16 protein-coding genes, 1 tRNA gene and 1 pseudogene are annotated in these 15,747 nt (G+C 61.4%); 12 read left to right on the forward strand and 6 right to left on the reverse strand.

Annotated features, from left to right (window positions below; all coding sequences use genetic code 11):
- Window positions 1–84 precede the first annotated feature (84 nt).
- The 4 genes from rimO to ABID19_RS17995 form a co-directional block, all read right to left on the reverse strand.
- On the reverse strand, window positions 85–1,398 hold the full coding sequence (gene rimO, locus ABID19_RS17980; RefSeq protein WP_354492322.1) for a 30S ribosomal protein S12 methylthiotransferase RimO: 1,314 nt from the start codon (window positions 1,396–1,398) through the stop codon (window positions 85–87).
- A gap of 183 nt (window positions 1,399–1,581) precedes the next feature.
- Window positions 1,582–2,268, reverse strand: coding sequence for a TerC family protein (locus tag ABID19_RS17985; protein WP_292502866.1), 687 nt, complete (start codon window positions 2,266–2,268; stop codon window positions 1,582–1,584).
- 163 nt (window positions 2,269–2,431) lie between these two features.
- Window positions 2,432–2,839, reverse strand: a complete 408-nt coding sequence (locus tag ABID19_RS17990; protein WP_354492564.1) for a DUF930 domain-containing protein — start codon at window positions 2,837–2,839, stop codon at window positions 2,432–2,434.
- A gap of 92 nt (window positions 2,840–2,931) precedes the next feature.
- On the reverse strand, window positions 2,932–3,702 hold the full coding sequence (locus ABID19_RS17995; RefSeq protein WP_354492323.1) for an SDR family oxidoreductase: 771 nt from the start codon (window positions 3,700–3,702) through the stop codon (window positions 2,932–2,934).
- Between the two features lie 255 nt (window positions 3,703–3,957).
- Between ABID19_RS17995 and ABID19_RS18000 the strand changes: the two genes are divergently transcribed.
- The 7 genes and pseudogenes from ABID19_RS18000 (at window position 3,958) to ABID19_RS18030 (ending at window position 8,249) form a co-directional block, all read left to right on the forward strand.
- Window positions 3,958–4,755 carry a helix-turn-helix domain-containing protein gene (locus tag ABID19_RS18000; RefSeq protein WP_354492324.1) on the forward strand — a complete coding sequence of 266 codons (798 nt, stop codon included), beginning with the start codon at window positions 3,958–3,960 and terminating at the stop codon, window positions 4,753–4,755.
- A 69-nt stretch (window positions 4,756–4,824) separates the two neighbouring features.
- Window positions 4,825–5,223: an SRPBCC family protein gene (locus ABID19_RS18005; protein WP_354492325.1), complete on the forward strand. Its 399-nt coding sequence runs from the start codon at window positions 4,825–4,827 to the stop codon at window positions 5,221–5,223.
- Between the two features lie 29 nt (window positions 5,224–5,252).
- A complete protein-coding gene (locus ABID19_RS18010) occupies window positions 5,253–5,609 on the forward strand; it encodes a VOC family protein (RefSeq protein WP_354492326.1) in 357 nt (118 codons plus the stop codon).
- A gap of 629 nt (window positions 5,610–6,238) precedes the next feature.
- Window positions 6,239–6,340, forward strand: a pseudogene (locus ABID19_RS18015) (VOC family protein); the annotation flags it as partial.
- Window positions 6,341–6,541: 201 nt separating this feature from the next.
- Window positions 6,542–7,123, forward strand: coding sequence for a hypothetical protein (locus ABID19_RS18020; RefSeq protein WP_354492327.1), 582 nt, complete (start codon window positions 6,542–6,544; stop codon window positions 7,121–7,123).
- Window positions 7,120–7,713 carry a hypothetical protein gene (locus ABID19_RS18025; RefSeq protein WP_354492328.1) on the forward strand — a complete coding sequence of 198 codons (594 nt, stop codon included), beginning with the start codon at window positions 7,120–7,122 and terminating at the stop codon, window positions 7,711–7,713. The genes ABID19_RS18020 and ABID19_RS18025 overlap by 4 nt, the downstream gene beginning before the upstream one ends.
- The gene (locus tag ABID19_RS18030; protein WP_354492329.1) at window positions 7,689–8,249 is read left to right on the forward strand and encodes a hypothetical protein; all 561 of its coding nucleotides are present in this window, start codon (window positions 7,689–7,691) and stop codon (window positions 8,247–8,249) included. The genes ABID19_RS18025 and ABID19_RS18030 overlap by 25 nt, the downstream gene beginning before the upstream one ends.
- On the opposite strand, the gene ABID19_RS18035 is transcribed toward ABID19_RS18030, so the two are convergent.
- The gene (locus tag ABID19_RS18035) at window positions 8,230–9,480 is read right to left on the reverse strand and encodes a hypothetical protein (RefSeq protein WP_354492330.1); all 1,251 of its coding nucleotides are present in this window, start codon (window positions 9,478–9,480) and stop codon (window positions 8,230–8,232) included. The two genes, ABID19_RS18030 and ABID19_RS18035, sit on opposite strands and share 20 nt — an antisense overlap.
- 487 nt (window positions 9,481–9,967) lie before the next feature.
- Between ABID19_RS18035 and ABID19_RS18040 the strand changes: the two genes are divergently transcribed.
- Window positions 9,968–10,570 (forward strand): DUF3011 domain-containing protein, encoded by a 603-nt coding sequence (locus ABID19_RS18040; RefSeq protein WP_354492331.1) that lies wholly within the window; start codon window positions 9,968–9,970, stop codon window positions 10,568–10,570.
- A gap of 231 nt (window positions 10,571–10,801) precedes the next feature.
- Here ABID19_RS18040 and ABID19_RS18045 read toward each other — a convergent pair.
- A tRNA-Ser gene (locus ABID19_RS18045) sits at window positions 10,802–10,891 on the reverse strand.
- 411 nt (window positions 10,892–11,302) lie between these two features.
- On the opposite strand from ABID19_RS18045, the gene ABID19_RS18050 reads away from it, so the two are divergent.
- The 4 genes from ABID19_RS18050 to ABID19_RS18065 all read left to right on the forward strand — a co-directional run bounded on the left by ABID19_RS18050 (window position 11,303) and on the right by ABID19_RS18065 (window position 15,669).
- Window positions 11,303–12,535 (forward strand): septal ring lytic transglycosylase RlpA family protein, encoded by a 1,233-nt coding sequence (locus ABID19_RS18050; RefSeq protein ID WP_354492332.1) that lies wholly within the window; start codon window positions 11,303–11,305, stop codon window positions 12,533–12,535.
- A 170-nt stretch (window positions 12,536–12,705) separates the two neighbouring features.
- Window positions 12,706–13,872 carry a D-alanyl-D-alanine carboxypeptidase family protein gene (locus ABID19_RS18055; RefSeq protein WP_354492333.1) on the forward strand — a complete coding sequence of 389 codons (1,167 nt, stop codon included), beginning with the start codon at window positions 12,706–12,708 and terminating at the stop codon, window positions 13,870–13,872.
- A 70-nt stretch (window positions 13,873–13,942) separates the two neighbouring features.
- Window positions 13,943–14,617, forward strand: a complete 675-nt coding sequence (gene tmk, locus ABID19_RS18060; protein WP_354492334.1) for a dTMP kinase — start codon at window positions 13,943–13,945, stop codon at window positions 14,615–14,617.
- Window positions 14,614–15,669, forward strand: coding sequence for a DNA polymerase III subunit delta' (locus ABID19_RS18065; RefSeq protein ID WP_354492335.1), 1,056 nt, complete (start codon window positions 14,614–14,616; stop codon window positions 15,667–15,669). The genes tmk and ABID19_RS18065 overlap by 4 nt, the downstream gene beginning before the upstream one ends.
- Window positions 15,670–15,747: the final 78 nt, after the last annotated feature.

A 15,747-nucleotide genomic window follows, 5' to 3' on the forward strand; every position in this document is an offset into this window, starting at 1 on the left:
ATTGACACGCCAAAATTTTGACAGGGCCAAGATCTTGACAGGAAAGGGCGCCCCGCGGCGCCCTTTCGTTTACAGCGAGCTGCGTCAGACAGCTGAGCCGTAGAGATCGTAGGCGTCGGCGCGGTGGATCTTGACGGTGACGATGTCACCGGCGCGCAACGGGCGCCGCGACTGGATATGCACAGAGCCGTCGATTTCAGGCGCGTCGTATTTGGTACGGCCCTTGGCCGAGGTGCCATGCGCCTCGTCAATCAGCACAGGCAGGCGCTTGCCGACCTTCCTGACGAGTTGCGTCGCCGAGATCTTCTGCTGGCGCTGCATGAAGCGATGCCAGCGCGCCTCCTTGATCTCCCGCGGTACCTGTTCGAGGCCGAGGTCGTTGGAACGGGCGCCCCTGACCGGCTCGTATTTGAAACAGCCGGCGCGATCGATCTTGGCTTCGTCCAGCCAGTCGAGCAGCATCTCGAAATCGTCGTCCGTCTCGCCGGGGAAGCCGACGATGAAGGTGGAGCGGATGGCCAGATCCGGACAGATTTCGCGCCAGCCGCGAATGCGGTCGAGCGTCTTTTCGCCATGGGCGGGCCGGCGCATATTCTTCAGCACCTGCGGTGAGGCGTGCTGGAATGGGATGTCCAGATAGGGAAGGATCTTTCCTTCAGCCATCAGCGGAATGACATCGGCGACATGCGGGTAGGGATAGACATAGTGCATACGCACCCAGACGCCGAGCTTGCCGAGCTCCTCCGACAGATCGAGGAACTTTGCCCGCACTTCGCGGTCGCCAAACATGCTGGTCTGATATTTGATGTCGATACCGTAGGCGCTGGTATCTTGCGAAATGACCAGGATTTCCTTGACTCCGGCCTTGGCCAGTTTCTCGGCTTCGCGCAGCACGTCGGCGGCTGGCCGCGAGACGAGATCGCCGCGCAGCGCCGGGATGATGCAGAAGGTGCAGCGGTTGTTGCAGCCTTCCGAAATCTTGAGATAGGCGTAGTGGCGTGGCGTGAGCTTGACGCCTTGCGGCGGCAACAGGTCGACATAGGGATCGTGGCTCGGGGGCGCGGCCTCATGCACGGCAGCCATCACGCTCTCGTAGGCCTGCGGACCGGTGATGGCGAGAACGTTTGGGTGTCTTTCGCGGATGACGTCCGGTTCGGCGCCGAGGCAACCGGTGACGATGACCCTGCCGTTCTCCGAAAGGGCGGAGCCGATGGCATTGAGCGATTCGTCGCGAGCCGAGTCGAGAAAACCGCAGGTGTTTACGACGACCAGATCGGCGCCGTCATGCTTGCGCGCGATTTCGTAGCCTTCGGCGCGAAGACGCGTGATGATGCGCTCTGAATCAACGAGCGCTTTCGGGCATCCAAGACTGACGAAGCTGACGCGAGGGGCGGACATATGCGGTTTCCAATGGACGCGGGCCGGAAACCCTGAGGCCCGGCCCGGAAGTCTCGATACATGTTGATCTTTTGAACTTTCGCAGAAGCTCAATTTGCACGGCGCAATAGCATAGTTCGGCAGTCAAGCAAACCGAGGAGTGGCTGGTGCGCTCGTGCGGACCTGCACTGCCAAGGATCAGGTTCAATGACCGCCTGGCCCGAACCAGGGCGCCAGGAATGCAAACTGGTCGGGGAACTGCTGCACGGCACCATCCAGAAGCATCTTTACGGCGACGTAGAGAATGATCACGAGGCCGATATAAGCAATCCAGCGGTACTTGTGCAGGAGGCGTGCGACAAACGAAGCGGCGAAACCCATCAATGCAATCGACAGCGCCAAACCAATGATCAGGACCGTCGGATGGTCCATCGCTGCGCCTGCGACTGCGAGAACGTTGTCGAGCGACATCGAAACGTCGGCGATGACGATCTGCCAGGCTGCCTGAGCGAAGGTCTTGCGCGGTCCCTTGCCGCCAATCGTCCCGCTTTTGTCGTAATCGACATTCGACAACGATTCCGTCGCGTCATGTTCCTGCTCGTGGCTGACACGGAGTTCGCGCCACATCTTCCAGCACACCCAAAGCAGCAGCAGGCCGCCGGCTATGAGAAGAATGGGGCCGATTGTGAGCAGCCACTGGGTGATCAGGGCAAAAAAGATGCGAAGCACGGTGGCCGCCGCAATGCCGACGAGAATCGCCTTCTTGCGCTGGTCCGACGGCAGGCCTGCCGCGGCAAGGCCGATGACGATGGCATTGTCGCCGGCAAGCACAAGGTCGATGGCAATGACCTGAAGCAGGGCCGATAGGCCAGCGGCGGTAAAAATTTCCATCAGCTGGAATTTCCTTGCTTGGTCGCCAATCGTTCGCGTGGGGTGCCCGAACGCCTAACGTGTATGGTTCCCGCGCGTCAAGACTGCTCGGCGACAAAGACGGCAAACTGCCTGATCGCGGCGGCAATCGCCAGCAGGCGAAAGCTGCCATGATCGGGACAGGCTAGTCGTAGAGGTTGTATTTCGACCAGTCGGATTCGGGAATCTCCTCGCCGATCCGATAGCGAAAATCCAGAACCTGCATATGGTCCGGTGCCGTCTGACACTTGTATTTCAGCCGGTACCATTGCCCCTTGCTGCGGAAGGCTGCCCCTGGGCTTGTGATTGCATCTGTGCTCATCTCGGGCATCGCAAAAGCGTAGGCGACCACGCGATCGGCTTTGTATTTGCGGTCGTCATGGGTAATCCGGTCGAGCACTTCGGCATCACATCGCTGTTCGAGCCGGGTTTGCGGATCGAGTTTCAACAAGCCGGCGCGCAAGGCGCTATCCATCGCGCTAGCCGGCCACGACAGCGTCACCGACGCCAGAACCGTAAGACAGAGCTTCTTCATGGGCGCGAGGAGCATCATATTTGGGTGGAGAAAGCAATCATCCCGTTCCGACAGAAGCCAAGAACCATGAAGACGCCCTGAACGGGGTTTTGACACCTGCCGTGCAATCGTCACATCTGCACGGACATTCCGCCGTCGACGGTCAGCACATGGCCGTTGACGAAGGATGCCGCATCGCTGGCTAGGAAAAGGGCGGCGCCGGCGATTTCCTCCGGCCGTCCCCAGCGTTGCAGCGGAACCCGCTGGCGGGCGAAGGAAAGCATGTCGGGATCCTCTGCCAGCGCGGCATTGGTCTCGGTTGCGAACATCCCCGGGGCAACGGCGTTGCTGGTTACACCATGCGCGCCGTATTCGACGGCCATGCTGCGCATCAGGCCGGTCAACCCCTGCTTGGCGGCGGGATAGACGGCATCGCCGGGACGTGCCATCTCGCCGACGATCGAGGTGACAGAGATCAGCCGGCCATATCCTTGCGCCTTCATGATTTCCGCCGCATCCCGCGACAGATAGATCGCCGAAAGCAGATCGGTCCGGATCAGATCAAGGATATCGTCGTCGTCGAACGCGGCAAGCGGCCTCCTGTCGCGGGCGCCGACATTGTTGACGAGGATATCGAGCCGACCGCGAGCCTTGTGGACGTCCGCGATGGCGGTCCGGCCGGCCGCCACGTCTGCTACGTCGAAGACTGCCGCCTCAGCACTGCCGCCGCCTTCTGCAATGGCGGCGACGGCGCCGTCGAGCACCGCTGCCGTACGTCCGGTCACAACCACATGGGCTCCCGCATCGGCAAAGGCGCGCGCGATCTCGAAGCCGAGCCCGCGCCCGCCTCCGGTGACGAGCGCGACACGGTCAGCCAAGGAAAATCTGTCGAAAATGCTCATGCCAAGCGGTCCTCTGCAGGCATAGGAGTAGTAAAAATGATGTCATGCGGCAATCGCCGCGGATCATCGGCTGATGGCCCGCGTCGCGCGCAGGCGCCAGGGTCACGGACTTCGCCCACCGGCGCCTGGCATGGCAACCATACCGGGCAGGCTTGATCGAGAACCACAACAGGGGTTGAAGCAAGCCGCCATCGCAATAGATTTCGGGACCGAAGACTGCGATCCCTGCGAAAGCGTTCCTCACAGGAGAGGCCCGTGACGCCTGGCGACAATACACCCGTCCTTTCCGGAGCGCCCATCCTTTCCGGGGCGATTGGGGAATACCGCGAGTTCAATCCTCCGGCCGTACTCGAAAGGCATTTCCAGTGTGTCTGGTCCAATACATTGCGACGGGACGCGGGGAGCTTGTCGGCCGTGGTCCCCGACGGCTGCGTCGACATCACCTGGATCGACGGGGATCTGGTCGTGGCGGGTCCCGACGTGGCCGTAGCCCTCTCTACGCTGACACCCGGCTCTACCGTGATCGGCACCCGTTTCCGGCCGGGTGCGGCAAGCCGGTGGCTTGGCCTGCCGATGTCGGAGATCGTCGGCGGCCGGGTGGCGCTCAGCCACTTCTGGGGAGCGCTGGCGCGTGAAATCGCCCAGAGAATTGGTGATGCATCCTCCACGGCGGAGCGAATGCAGGCGATGCAAGGTGCGCTCTCCAAGCTCGCACCCGAGATCGAGCCGCCGCCTCCGGACATGGGATTTGCCTTCAACGCCCTGAAAACCGAATCCGCCGGCCCGGGGATGGCGGTCATCCTCGACCGGCTCGACGTCAGCCCGCGAACGCTTCGCCGACGCTGCCAAGAGGCTTTCGGCTATGGTCCAAAGACGCTCGACCGCATTCTCCGCTTCCAGCGGTTTCTGAACCTGGCGCGGCAGTCCGCCGCGCCGCGCCTTGTCGATCTTGCGTTCGAAGCCGGTTATTCCGACCAGGCACATCTCACGCGTGAGGTGCGGCGCCTGTCCGGGTTCTCGCCCGCGGCGGTTCTGCGACAGTTCGGCGCCTGAGCTGGCCGTTTCGTTCAATACGCCACCGCCAACTCCGCCTAGTCTGCCTTCATTGGAAAGGAGGCAGATATGACCATCCACAAATCCCGCATCATCACCGTGTCCATCGACCGGGATTGGCGCGAAGTCTACGACTTCGCCTCCATCCCGGAGAATTTCCAGCGCTGGGCGGCAGGCCTCGGCAGACGCTTCGAAAGATCGGGCGAGGAATGGACGGCGGAGGACCCCGATGGCCGGGTTATCCGCATCCGCTTCTCCCCGCCCAATGAATTCGGTGTCCTCGATCACATCGTATTTGCCGAGCGCAAGGAAACCCGCAATGCGGTGCGCGTGGTTCCCAATGGGACCGGCGCGGAGGTCACGTTCGTGCTCTTGAGGATGCCTGGCATGACGGACGAGATATTCGCTGCCGACGCCGAAGCTGTGCAGCGCGACCTCAACACCCTGAAGACAATGCTCGAACGCTGAGCTCCCAAAAACCACGAAAGGAGAAGATCATGGCCAAATCCAGCAACGACAAGTGCATAGACTATATCGAGTTCTCGGTCGGCGACATAGCGCGCTCGCGCGACTTCTACGGCACGGCCTTCGGCTGGTCCTTCAAGGACTACGGGCCGAGCTATTGCGAGTTCAGCGACGGCCGCCTGACCGGCGGCTTCGCTCTCGGCGGCCAGAACAAGGCGGCAGGCGGTCCGCTGGTGATCCTCTATGCGGACAAGCTCGACGAGACCAGGCATCGCGTCGAGGAGGCAGGCGGGAAGATCGTCAAGCCGGCTTACTCGTTCCCCGGCGGCCGCCGCTTCCATTTTTCCGATCCGGACGGCTACGAACTGGCGGTGTGGTCGGACAAGTGAGGAGGTGGAGAGGGGCGCCGGACCGGATCCGGCGCCCCCATCAATTGTCCTTCCTGCATGTCCCGCACCACCGAGGAAGGCGCGACCATTCTCCCTACTGCGACTCATGCCGCTGGAAGGATAAGGACAAGCTAAGCGAGAAAGCAACGTGCTGTTGAGGTCCTGCTAGTCGCTGCCTAGGCCTAAACAATAGCCAATCGCAAGGCGCCTTGGGTGGCTAGTAGCTTGTGCTTTTCGAAGATCGCTAGCTTCTGCGGATAGGTGATCCGCACCTTGGCATTACATCCGTCGCATCTGATGTGTGCGATTGTTCTCAGCGCAGAGCCCTTCCTTGCAGTCGGATGCGAGCAATCCGGACAAGCGAATGTGAGCGAAACATCAGACAAGTTTTCGGCTAAACCCATTTCCATCTCCCTCGCCAGCGCTCTGGCGACACCATTCAAAGCCGTCCTATGTGAAACTGATATGAAGGCGCTCACATAGCGACCGAAGAAGTTCGCCCGCCATTCAGCGAGCCCCGCTTCGAATGTACCAGACCGATTTCGGCCCCAACTCGGCGAGTCTCAATTTGCAATTTAGATGCCAATCCGATCGTGCCAAAACGGGACGAGGCATGCCGAGAACCTTAGGAGACCCCGCGCCGCGTCGAGGAGGCCGGCGGGAGGTCCGCCTATTCCTTCCCGGGCGGCGGCGGCTTCCATTTCTCCGATCCGGACGGCTACGAGCTGGCCGCGTTGGCGTCGTGCCGAGCTCGGCGCCTCTTCGAATGGTTGGGTGGGTCACCAAGGACCCGATTGCGAGGGTGGTTACAGCGGTGCTGAACCTAGTCAAAGGGGCAAGCGCTGCTGTTTAACGATGTAACAATTATTGTCCGATGGTGTGGCTCGCATCGTATAAGGCTGCCCTGAGAACCATCGCATACCGCGCCGCGCATGACGGAACTGACACGAACGACAGTACGGCAAAGACTGTACGCTTTTTTGATCGCTGGTCTGGGTGGACTGGCCGCATCGGCAATCTCGTTTTCGATGACGCTCTACGAGGCTGCCCATCCGCCAAAGGTGCCTGTTGTTCAAGCAGGCCAGCAGATCGATACCGGTCGCTGGTTCGTCACCTTGCGAACGGCACGTGTCGGAACCGTGCCGCCGACAGGCGTTCCCCCATCGCAACCTGTGCAGCTTCTGATGGTGGATCTGGACGTGGTGAACCGTTCCGCCACGCCAAACAATGTGCTCTACCGCGCTGTCACCCTCAACGCCCCGGCGCAAAAGCTGCCGATGCCAACGGTTTATCTCGACCGCGACAAGTATCTGGCGGGATATTTCAACCCCAACATGCCGGAACGCGCGACGATGGCTTGGGAGTGGCCGGCCGGTGTGCCCGTGCCGGACAAGGTGACGATCACCGTCAACGGCCAGATCTACAAGCTGCGCGACAATCTCTACGGTGCAAGCGGGTGGTACGACCGCGATCCCGTTGCGACGGTCGATCTGCCGGTGGGGAAGGCGCCATGATGCGCATGGTGCGTTCGGTGCTTGCGCTGCTGTTCGCTGCCGCCGTGCTCTACGGTATGCAGCATACGCGTCCGCTCTACAGCGACATTACATCGCCGATCGTCTCTTCGGGCGGCATGAACAAGCGTGTGGAGGCTCGCGCGTTTGCGCTTTCGCTGGATAGCGCCAGGGTGGCGCGGGTTCTCAACGTCGAGACCTTCGGGAAGTCAAAGACCTACACGAGTTCCGGCGTATGGGTTGTGGTCGAAGGCGAAGCCGAGGCGAAATTCGAGACCTTGGGTCTCACTTCGGGCGAGTGGCTGAGCGCCAGCGGCGTCCGTTATGTCCTGACTGACCGGGTGCCGGCGACGATCGAAATGATGCCGGGTAATGCCTACCAGCCCGGCCTGCCACGCCGTATCCTTCTGGTGTTCGAGGTGCCGGAGGACGCCGTCGCCGGCGGGACCGTGGTGGTCGCACGCACCAAATTGCTACCGCTCGACGATGAGATTCGCATCGCCACGAACGTTTCCGGCAAGGACATCGAGCCCGCGATCGCCATCCGCCGCAACCAGGAAGGACCACCATGGACAGTTCTCCCGCAAAGGTGATGTCAACGCGGCGACGTTACTGGCTGAGCATGATGGCGCTGGTGGTTGCGCTGCCCGCTGCGCTCGCCGCGCAAACGTGGGGGAGCATCAAGGACTGGCGCGCCCAACATGTGCGTCAGCCGGTCTCTGTGACCTTGGGGCAACCGATCGACTATGCCGGCGCAAGCTGGACCGTGACGCGCTTCACCAGGCTGGCAGGTAGCAAGGGAAGCGCCGTCGTCCTGGCCGAATTCGAGGCTCTCGCTGCCGACCCGAAAGCGCTCGGCGTCGTTCCATGCAAGGTGGGGCTTTCCGATGGAAGCGGTCGCGAATGGCAGCCAACCCTGTTTGCCGATCCGGTGGTCAGGAAGCAATATCCGGAGGCCCAGCAACGGTCTCTGTGTGGCGGCAGCGCATTCGCGGCGGCGGAACCTGGCAAGCCGGCACGGATGGCTGCCAGCTTTTCGATCCCGCCTGCGGCAAGCAACCTCACACTGTCGATCACCCTCTATTCGGCGCTGCCGAATTATCTCAGCGTCAGCGAACCGCGGACCTGAGGTCGTTCGGTTCGCCAGCCATGGCGACTGCGGTCTCAAGCACGGCTGCAAGCAGCGCGACCCGGATCGGGTCGAGCAGGATTCCCCCGTCGAGGTCGCTTGGGCTGCCTATGAACAGGCTGATCGTGTCGGCGAAGATCTGCCATGTTGCGAGATCATGCGCTCCGATCAGCCTTGTCAGGCCATACCACATCCAGGCGCCGGCCCAGGAGATGGCCTGATAGGCGATGACGAAGGTGACAAGCGTTGCGAGGCCGGCACTGAGCGTCAGCTTGAGGCAAGTCCAAACCGGCGAGTAGCGGCTGCGATAGCCGCCAACGAAATGGGCCGCGAAATCCTTCAGCCACTTCTGCCATGATATCGTGCGCGATGGCGCCGGAGCGGAGGCGGCCGGCGCGGAAAGCTCGTAGCCGTTGATGATTGCTGCCATCACCAGCCAGACAATCGGCAGCAATGCGAAAAAGAAAAGATTCTGAAGCTGCTCTCCGAAGGGAAGCGGCCGGAATTCCACGGGAACGAACTGGTCGGCCGCAACCGCCTCACTTACCGGCGCTAGCAAATCGAGGCTGAGCTGTTGCAGCGCAGCGCCTGCGCCAAGCCAGCGGATGAACTGGTCTTTCCATTCGCCGAGCGCGTAGAGGCCGATAAAGACCCAAGTTGCGTCGGTCGCCACGATCAGCAACCGCCAGTAAGGGTGAGAGGCGCGCGCATTCAGTCGCTTGGCGGCAAAACGCACCAGCCAGCAAATGACGATCGACAGTACCACGCCGCTCGACTGAAGAATGGCGAAAATGTCGACGCTCTTGCCGAGTTCGGCCTGGGCCAGCGCCATGCGCGAATACTCGCGGACCGTATCGCCGAGAAAACCCCAGGCGGCATAGTAGGCGAAGAACGGCAGGATCGCGGCCGCGGTAATCGCCAGGATCGGCTCGCGCTTGTTATCGTCCGCTCCCTTTTTGCTTTTTTGTCTCAGTGCCGCCACCGCCGGCATGTGCGGCCGGAGCACCACGAACATCATGACCAGTACCGTCAGCTTGGCGAGAATCACCAGCGACAGCATGACCATTCCGCCCAGTGGGAATTGGAGGCCGATCGTCACGGCGCCCTGAAGCAGCAGATCACGAACGATCACACCAAGGCAGCCGACAAGCAATAGTTGGGGCCAGCACTGGAAAAGCAACCGCGTCGCTAACGCCAGCGGCCGGTATATGTCTTCAGTCGTCGTGGTCATCGCGTCAGGTGGCTTTCGTGCTCCGGTCCTGGACGTTCGCCAGACGGTCCTTCTCTATTCCTGCAGTTGCGATCAAACTCAAACCACTTGGGTTTGAATTTGATCGCAGGTAACGCAAGTTTACCTCATCCGCCTTGCCGGGCCTGACCCGAGGGCCTTTCCCAAATCTGTGAACCAAGATTCGGAGGCTACCAGCTTTGGAGAACCCGGCCGGCAGCTCCTCTTGCAGGGCCATTGTAGCAACGCCGGCCATTAGATCCTGTTGCCGCAGGCTTCGGAATCAAGATCCGTTCGCTATGGCTAATATAAGCCGTTCGAAAGACAATTCATTCAATGACGATTTAGCTTTGAGATAACATGATTTTAATCATGAAGCTACATACAGCTTGCATCATCCGAGTTATCTTCGGCTAAGCTGTTGAGGCCGGTCCGATACGATCAAGATCATTGCGATCAACGCTTGAAGACAATGCAGGAGGTGCTTGATATGTTCAGATACGTGGCTTTAGCGGCTGCCGCGTTTGCGGCGCCCATGCTCGTTTCGGAGGCCCGGGCGCAGTCGACCGTCGAGTGCCACTCTAGGCACTACCAGTACGACGAGTGTTTCGCCGGCCCTTTGAGGCAGCCGCAGTTGATTCATCAGATATCGGGCACCGCCTGCATCCTCAATCGTACCTGGGGTTATAATCCGAAGAGCAAGTACATCTGGGTCGCCCAGGGATGCCAAGGGATTTTTGCCGATGTTGCCGGCTATCATCACGGTCGCGGGGACACATTCGATCCCAATGCGCGAATGTATGATCATCGGGGACATGACGTAGGTGCTGTGGTTGGCGGAGCCATATTAGGCGCGCTCGTCGAAGGGATGGCCGAAGACGCAAACCGGAAGCATCATCACAGGACCAGCAATTATCGACCAGACAACGGCTACAATGGTTGCCATGGCGTCGGCTGCATGGTCGACGACCCGGATAGCGCTGTCGACAACACTCCCCAGTTCGACAAGCAGGGTGAGCCCAACTTTGACGAGCATGGCAACTATCAGGGTTGTCATGGCGCCGGCTGCCTCGTCGACGATCCCGGAGAATAATCCCTGCGTCAGGTTACTGGAATCACAGCTCATCTCGCCACGTTGGCTCGGAACGCATGCGATTTTCCGGAGGCGACGAAGCCGGATGAGTTGGCATTGCTCGGCCGAGAGCACTGAGCACCGCTCTTGTTTCCAAGCTTATGGGGCAGGGTCAGAAGCGAAGCAACCTGTGCGCAGAATTGGGCGTAGGTATGCTGATGTTGTAGATTATCCAGCGATATCAATGGCATCTGGCGGAGGGAGTGGGATTCGAACCCACGGTGGGCTTGCACCCACGCCGGTTTTCAAGACCGGTGCCTTAAACCGCTCGGCCATCCCTCCGTCGTGATTTTTCAACCACTTGGATGCTCGTCCTGATCTCAACTCGTGCCTGTTGGCGCTGCTGCGCCACCCGGAGATCGTTCGGGCTTCATTGCTCTAGTGCGCCCGGTGAAGTCCTGTCAACCGGCCGTGGCCCGTTCGTGCCAACGGCAGAACATGGGCGCTTGACGGCAGGGCTGAAGCGGGACGAACAGCATGGCGCCGACGACCGAAAAGCAGCGGTTTTTCACAGCGATCGCCTGGCACCGTTTGTGCCACAATCTCGCCCGGTTCCGACCATAATCGGTTAATAGGCTGATAAACAATTCCTGCGCAAAAGGGATAGCGAATCAGGGTGGCGCTAGCTTGTCGAGGGGTTTAGCCCTGCCGACAGTCAAGTTGCGGTGCCTGTTAAGAGGGGACAATCGAAACATGCAGAGCACGGCGCGCCCGCATCTTCGTCGCGCTTGCGCTTTCACGTTGTTTGCCCTGTCGGCTGCCTTGCTGGCGGCTTGCGCCGCCCCGCCACAGCCGAAGGCGATGGTCAACACGAAGCCTCGCTCCAAGGAATATTTTGCCGAATCCGAATATGGCGTAAAGGCCAGCCCGCGCGTTACCTTCAAGAAGTCCGGCCTGCAGCGCGGCGGCGGGCGCGACCAGCTGGGCAAGCCCTATCAGGTGCGCGGCAAGTGGTATTATCCGAAGGAAGACAAGCGCTACGCCAAGGTGGGTCTCGCCTCCTGGTATGGCGACGCCTTCCACGGTCGGCTGACTGCCAACGGCGAAGTCTACGACATGACCCACCTGACCGGCGCACATCCGACCATGCCGCTGCCGAGCTATGCCCGGGTCACCAACATGAAAACCGGCAGTTCGGTCATCGTGCGCGTCAACGACCGCGGACCCTACCATGACGGACGCATCATCGATGTGTCGAAACGTGCCGCCGAAATGCTCGACTATGCCAACAGCGGCACGGCTAAGGTGAAGGTCGAATATGTTGGCCGCGCGCCGCTCGACGGCAAGGACGACCAGTATCTGATGGCCTCCTACAACCCCGGCAACAGGGCGCCGGATCCGTCGGACGGCTTGCCCACCGGCGTCATGATCGCCATGAATGGACCGTCGCCGAGCACGGCGTTGGCCGCTGCCGCTGCTCCATTTCCCGGTCAGTTGACGAATTCCGCATCGGCACCACCGGTCACGTCGGCGCAGGCGTCGGCCGCTGGCACTGTGACGCTGCCCGATTTCGGGCCGATCGTGCCGGAACGCCCGGAGATCAATCTGCCGGCGCAGTCGCCGTTCACCGTGGCGTCGCTGTCTTACGCGGACGAACGCGTGCAGCGCGGCTCCAATGTCTTTGCCGCGCTGGATGGCACCGGCATGTCGCCCGCCGAAATTCTTCAATCGTGGAAGCGGCAAGCTCCTTCAGGGGAATCGCCGACGGACTATGTCGCGGCGGGCTCGTTCGACGATGCCGCCGAGGCGAACCGTGTGGCAGCCCAGCTTTCCGGCTTCGGCAAGACCGAAATCCAGCGCTCCGAATTCGAGGGCAAGGACTGGTATTCGGTCAATCTCTACCCGGACGGCCATGGCAGCCTGGACGAGATGCTGCAGGCGGCTTGGTCGCATGGCGCGCCGGACGCGTTCGTGGTTCGGAACTGAAAAGCGCGCGTAGCGCTTTCCATGAGGAAAAACAAAGAGATAGAGCGGTTCGGCATTTCCGTGAAACGATGAACCGCTCTGGTCATCCATGGCGCGGTTGATCGGCCGGGACAAAGCCTGATAGCTTGTAGAGCTTGCCCAGAAATGCCGGCTGACAGGTCGACCCTCTGATGAAATCTCGCTTCGCCGCGCCTGTCGCCGGGCTCCTGGGTTTTAGCCTCCTGCTGCTTTCGCTGGTGCCGGCCGCGGCGCAGCTTTTCGAGACCAAGGCCGCGCGGGCCTTCATGATCGATGCCGAAACCGGAACGGTGCTGTTTTCCAAGGACGCCGACAAGCCAATGCCGCCGGCGTCGTTGGCCAAGCTGATGACGATGGAAGTCGTTTTTGACGCCATCAAATCAGGGCGCGTGACGCTCGATGACACTTTCGTGGTGAGTGAGAACGCATGGCGCACGGGCGGCGCGCCGTCGGGAACGTCGACGATGTTTGCCAAACTCAAATCGACGATCCGGCTTGAAGACCTGATTCAAGGCGTGACGGTCCAGGCAGCTAATGACGGCTGCATCATCATCGCCGAAGGCTTCGCCGGATCGGAGGCGAATTTCGCAACTGAGATGACCGACCGGGCGAGGCGGATTGGTCTGGAGAAATCGACATTCGTCAATTCAACCGGTCTGCCGGCCGACGGTCAGCAAACGACAGTTCGTGAGCTTGCGCTTCTGGCCCTGCATATTTGGCGCGAGTACCCGGATCTCTATCGCTACTATGGTCAGACGGACTTCACGTGGAACAAGATTACCCAACGGAACCGCAACCCGCTGCTGGCGATGGATATCGGCGCCGATGGCCTGGCGGTCGGCATGAGCGAGGTGTCCGGCTTCGGCATCGTCGGCTCGATCAGCCACAATGGCACACGCATCGTCGCGGCGATGAGCGGGCTGGCAAGCGACCGTGAGCGCGCCGAGGAGGCGCGAAAGCTGCTCGACTGGGGCGTTCGCGCCTTCCAGAAGACCGAGATTTTCGCCAAGGACGAAGCCGTCGGTGAGGCCCAGGTTTTCGGCGGTGCGAAATCCGGCGTGGCGCTGAAGGCAAAGGGGCCGGTGAACATCTTCCTGCCCATCGCCAACCGCGACAAGCTGACCGCCAAGATCGTCTATGACGGTCCGGTTACAGCACCCGTGGAGGAAGGGCAGCCAGTGGGTGCGCTGCAGGTCTGGATCGGTGACACGCTGAGCCAGGAGACGCCGCTTTTCGCTGCCGAGTCGGTTGGCGTGGGCTCGTTGCGGCAACGCGCGCTTGATGCCGTCAAGGAACTGGCCGTCGGCTGGCTGCGTTAGCCTGTTGTGGTGGACCTTTTTTCTGACCGGGACTAAGACGGTTCCCGCAGCATGGAAGAAGGCTTTTTGATTGGCGCGCGGATTTTTCATCACCTTCGAGGGCGGGGAAGGGGCAGGCAAGTCGACGCAGATCTCGCGGCTGGCCAGCAAGATGCGCGCCAAGAAATACGATGTCCTTGTCACGCGTGAGCCAGGCGGCTCGCCCGGCGCGGAGGCGGTCAGGCATGTCCTGCTTTCGGGTGCGGCCGAACCGTTCGGCCCCAAGATGGAGGCGCTGCTTTTCGCCGCCGCGCGTTCCGACCATGTCGAGCAGGTCATTCGGCCGGCGGTCGAGCGCGGCTCGATCGTGCTTTGTGATCGCTTCCTCGACTCCTCACGCGTCTACCAGGGCGTCACCGGCGGTCTCGACCCGGCGTTCATGGAGGCGCTGGAAAAGGTCGCCATCAACGGCATGGTGCCCGACATGACGCTGATCTTCGATATCGACCCCGCCGAAGGACTGCGGCGCGCCACGGTACGGCGGGGCACCGATGCCGGCGCCGATCGCTTCGAAAAGGAAACGCTCGATATCCATCAGCGTCGCCGCGAAGCCTTTCTGGCGATCGCCGCGGCAGAGCCCGAGCGCTGCATCGTCGTCGATGCGTCCGCCGACCCCGACACGGTAGAGAATGTCGTTACCGCCACCGTGTTCGCCGCCTTGGAAACGATGAGGCCGGTGCACAGGAAACAGGTGTCGCCGGCATGATTTTCGAACGGATCGCACCAGAACAGCACGATACGCTCGACGGCGTACCGGAGCCTTCCGAGACCCCGCAACTGGTCGGGCATGGCCAAGTGGCGAACATGCTGGCGTCGGCATATCGCTCCGGGAAGCTGCCGCATGCGCTGATCTTTGTCGGACCGGTCGGTATCGGCAAGGCGACGCTCGCCTTTCATCTGGCGCATCATCTGTTGAAGCATCCGGCGTTCGAGCAGGCGCCGGACATTCTCGCCGTTCCCGATCCGGCGTCATCGCTGTTTCGTCAGATCGCCACCGGCGCACATCCTTCGGTGCTGCACCTGACCCGCCCACCGAACGACAAGACCAAGAGCTTCAAGACGGTGGTCACCGTCGACGAGATCCGCAAGGTCAGCCGCTTCCTGTCGCTGACCTCGCATGACGGCAGCTACCGGGTGGTGATCGTCGACCCGGCCGACGACATGAATATCAATGCGGCCAATGCCTTGTTGAAGAATCTTGAAGAACCACCGGCACGCACACTGTTCATCCTCATCGTCCACGCGCCTGGCAGCCTGCTGCCGACGATCCGCTCGCGCTGCCAAATGGTGCGGCTGGCACCGCTCGATGCCGAGAGCCTGATGGCGGTTCTGGAGAACGTCGAGCCACCGCCGCCGGACGATCCCGCGGCGCGCGCGGCATTGGCCAAGCGGGCAGGGGGCAGCGCACGCACCGCAATCCTGCTGACGCAGTATGGCGGGCTGGAAATCGCCGAGGCGCTCGACGCTCTGGCGACCGCAAGAAAGAGCGATGTTGCCGGCGCCTATCGCCTCGCGGAGGCGGTCGCCGGTCGCGACCAGGCGATCCAGTTCGATATCTTCAATCGCCGTGCGCTCGACCTGCTCTCGACCGGCGCAAGTCAGGCCGCGCTGGCGGGCGACCTGGCGCGGGCGAAAACACTGTCGGATACTTGGCACGAGGCGCTGAACGCTATATCTGAGACCGACACCTACAATCTCGACAAGAAGCAGCACGCCCTGACCATGATCGACCGCCTGAATTCTGCAATGCGAATGTGACGGCCCATCGGGATGGCAATCGCCGTTTCGATGCGATATCTCACCGCTACATCTTCATTCAGACATTCATGACGGCTC

Source organism: Mesorhizobium robiniae (assembly GCF_040545535.1).
Taxonomy (GTDB): Bacteria; Pseudomonadota; Alphaproteobacteria; order Rhizobiales; family Rhizobiaceae; genus Mesorhizobium; species Mesorhizobium robiniae.

What these genes read in the sequence shown, in the direction of transcription:
- rimO (WP_354492322.1), bottom strand. Translation starts at nt 1,398, where the DNA reads ATGTCCGCCCCTCGCGTCAGCTTCGTCAGTCTTGGATGCCCGAAAGCG.
- ABID19_RS17985 (WP_292502866.1), bottom strand. Translation starts at nt 2,268, where the DNA reads ATGGAAATTTTTACCGCCGCTGGCCTATCGGCCCTGCTTCAGGTCATT.
- ABID19_RS17990 (WP_354492564.1), bottom strand. Translation starts at nt 2,839, where the DNA reads ATGATGCTCCTCGCGCCCATGAAGAAGCTCTGTCTTACGGTTCTGGCG.
- ABID19_RS17995 (WP_354492323.1), bottom strand. Translation starts at nt 3,702, where the DNA reads ATGAGCATTTTCGACAGATTTTCCTTGGCTGACCGTGTCGCGCTCGTC.
- ABID19_RS18005 (WP_354492325.1), top strand. Translation starts at nt 4,825, where the DNA reads ATGACCATCCACAAATCCCGCATCATCACCGTGTCCATCGACCGGGAT.
- ABID19_RS18010 (WP_354492326.1), top strand. Translation starts at nt 5,253, where the DNA reads ATGGCCAAATCCAGCAACGACAAGTGCATAGACTATATCGAGTTCTCG.
- ABID19_RS18020 (WP_354492327.1), top strand. Translation starts at nt 6,542, where the DNA reads ATGACGGAACTGACACGAACGACAGTACGGCAAAGACTGTACGCTTTT.
- ABID19_RS18025 (WP_354492328.1), top strand. Translation starts at nt 7,120, where the DNA reads ATGATGCGCATGGTGCGTTCGGTGCTTGCGCTGCTGTTCGCTGCCGCC.
- ABID19_RS18030 (WP_354492329.1), top strand. Translation starts at nt 7,689, where the DNA reads ATGGACAGTTCTCCCGCAAAGGTGATGTCAACGCGGCGACGTTACTGG.
- ABID19_RS18035 (WP_354492330.1), bottom strand. Translation starts at nt 9,480, where the DNA reads ATGACCACGACGACTGAAGACATATACCGGCCGCTGGCGTTAGCGACG.
- ABID19_RS18040 (WP_354492331.1), top strand. Translation starts at nt 9,968, where the DNA reads ATGTTCAGATACGTGGCTTTAGCGGCTGCCGCGTTTGCGGCGCCCATG.
- ABID19_RS18050 (WP_354492332.1), top strand. Translation starts at nt 11,303, where the DNA reads ATGCAGAGCACGGCGCGCCCGCATCTTCGTCGCGCTTGCGCTTTCACG.
- ABID19_RS18055 (WP_354492333.1), top strand. Translation starts at nt 12,706, where the DNA reads ATGAAATCTCGCTTCGCCGCGCCTGTCGCCGGGCTCCTGGGTTTTAGC.
- ABID19_RS18065 (WP_354492335.1), top strand. Translation starts at nt 14,614, where the DNA reads ATGATTTTCGAACGGATCGCACCAGAACAGCACGATACGCTCGACGGC.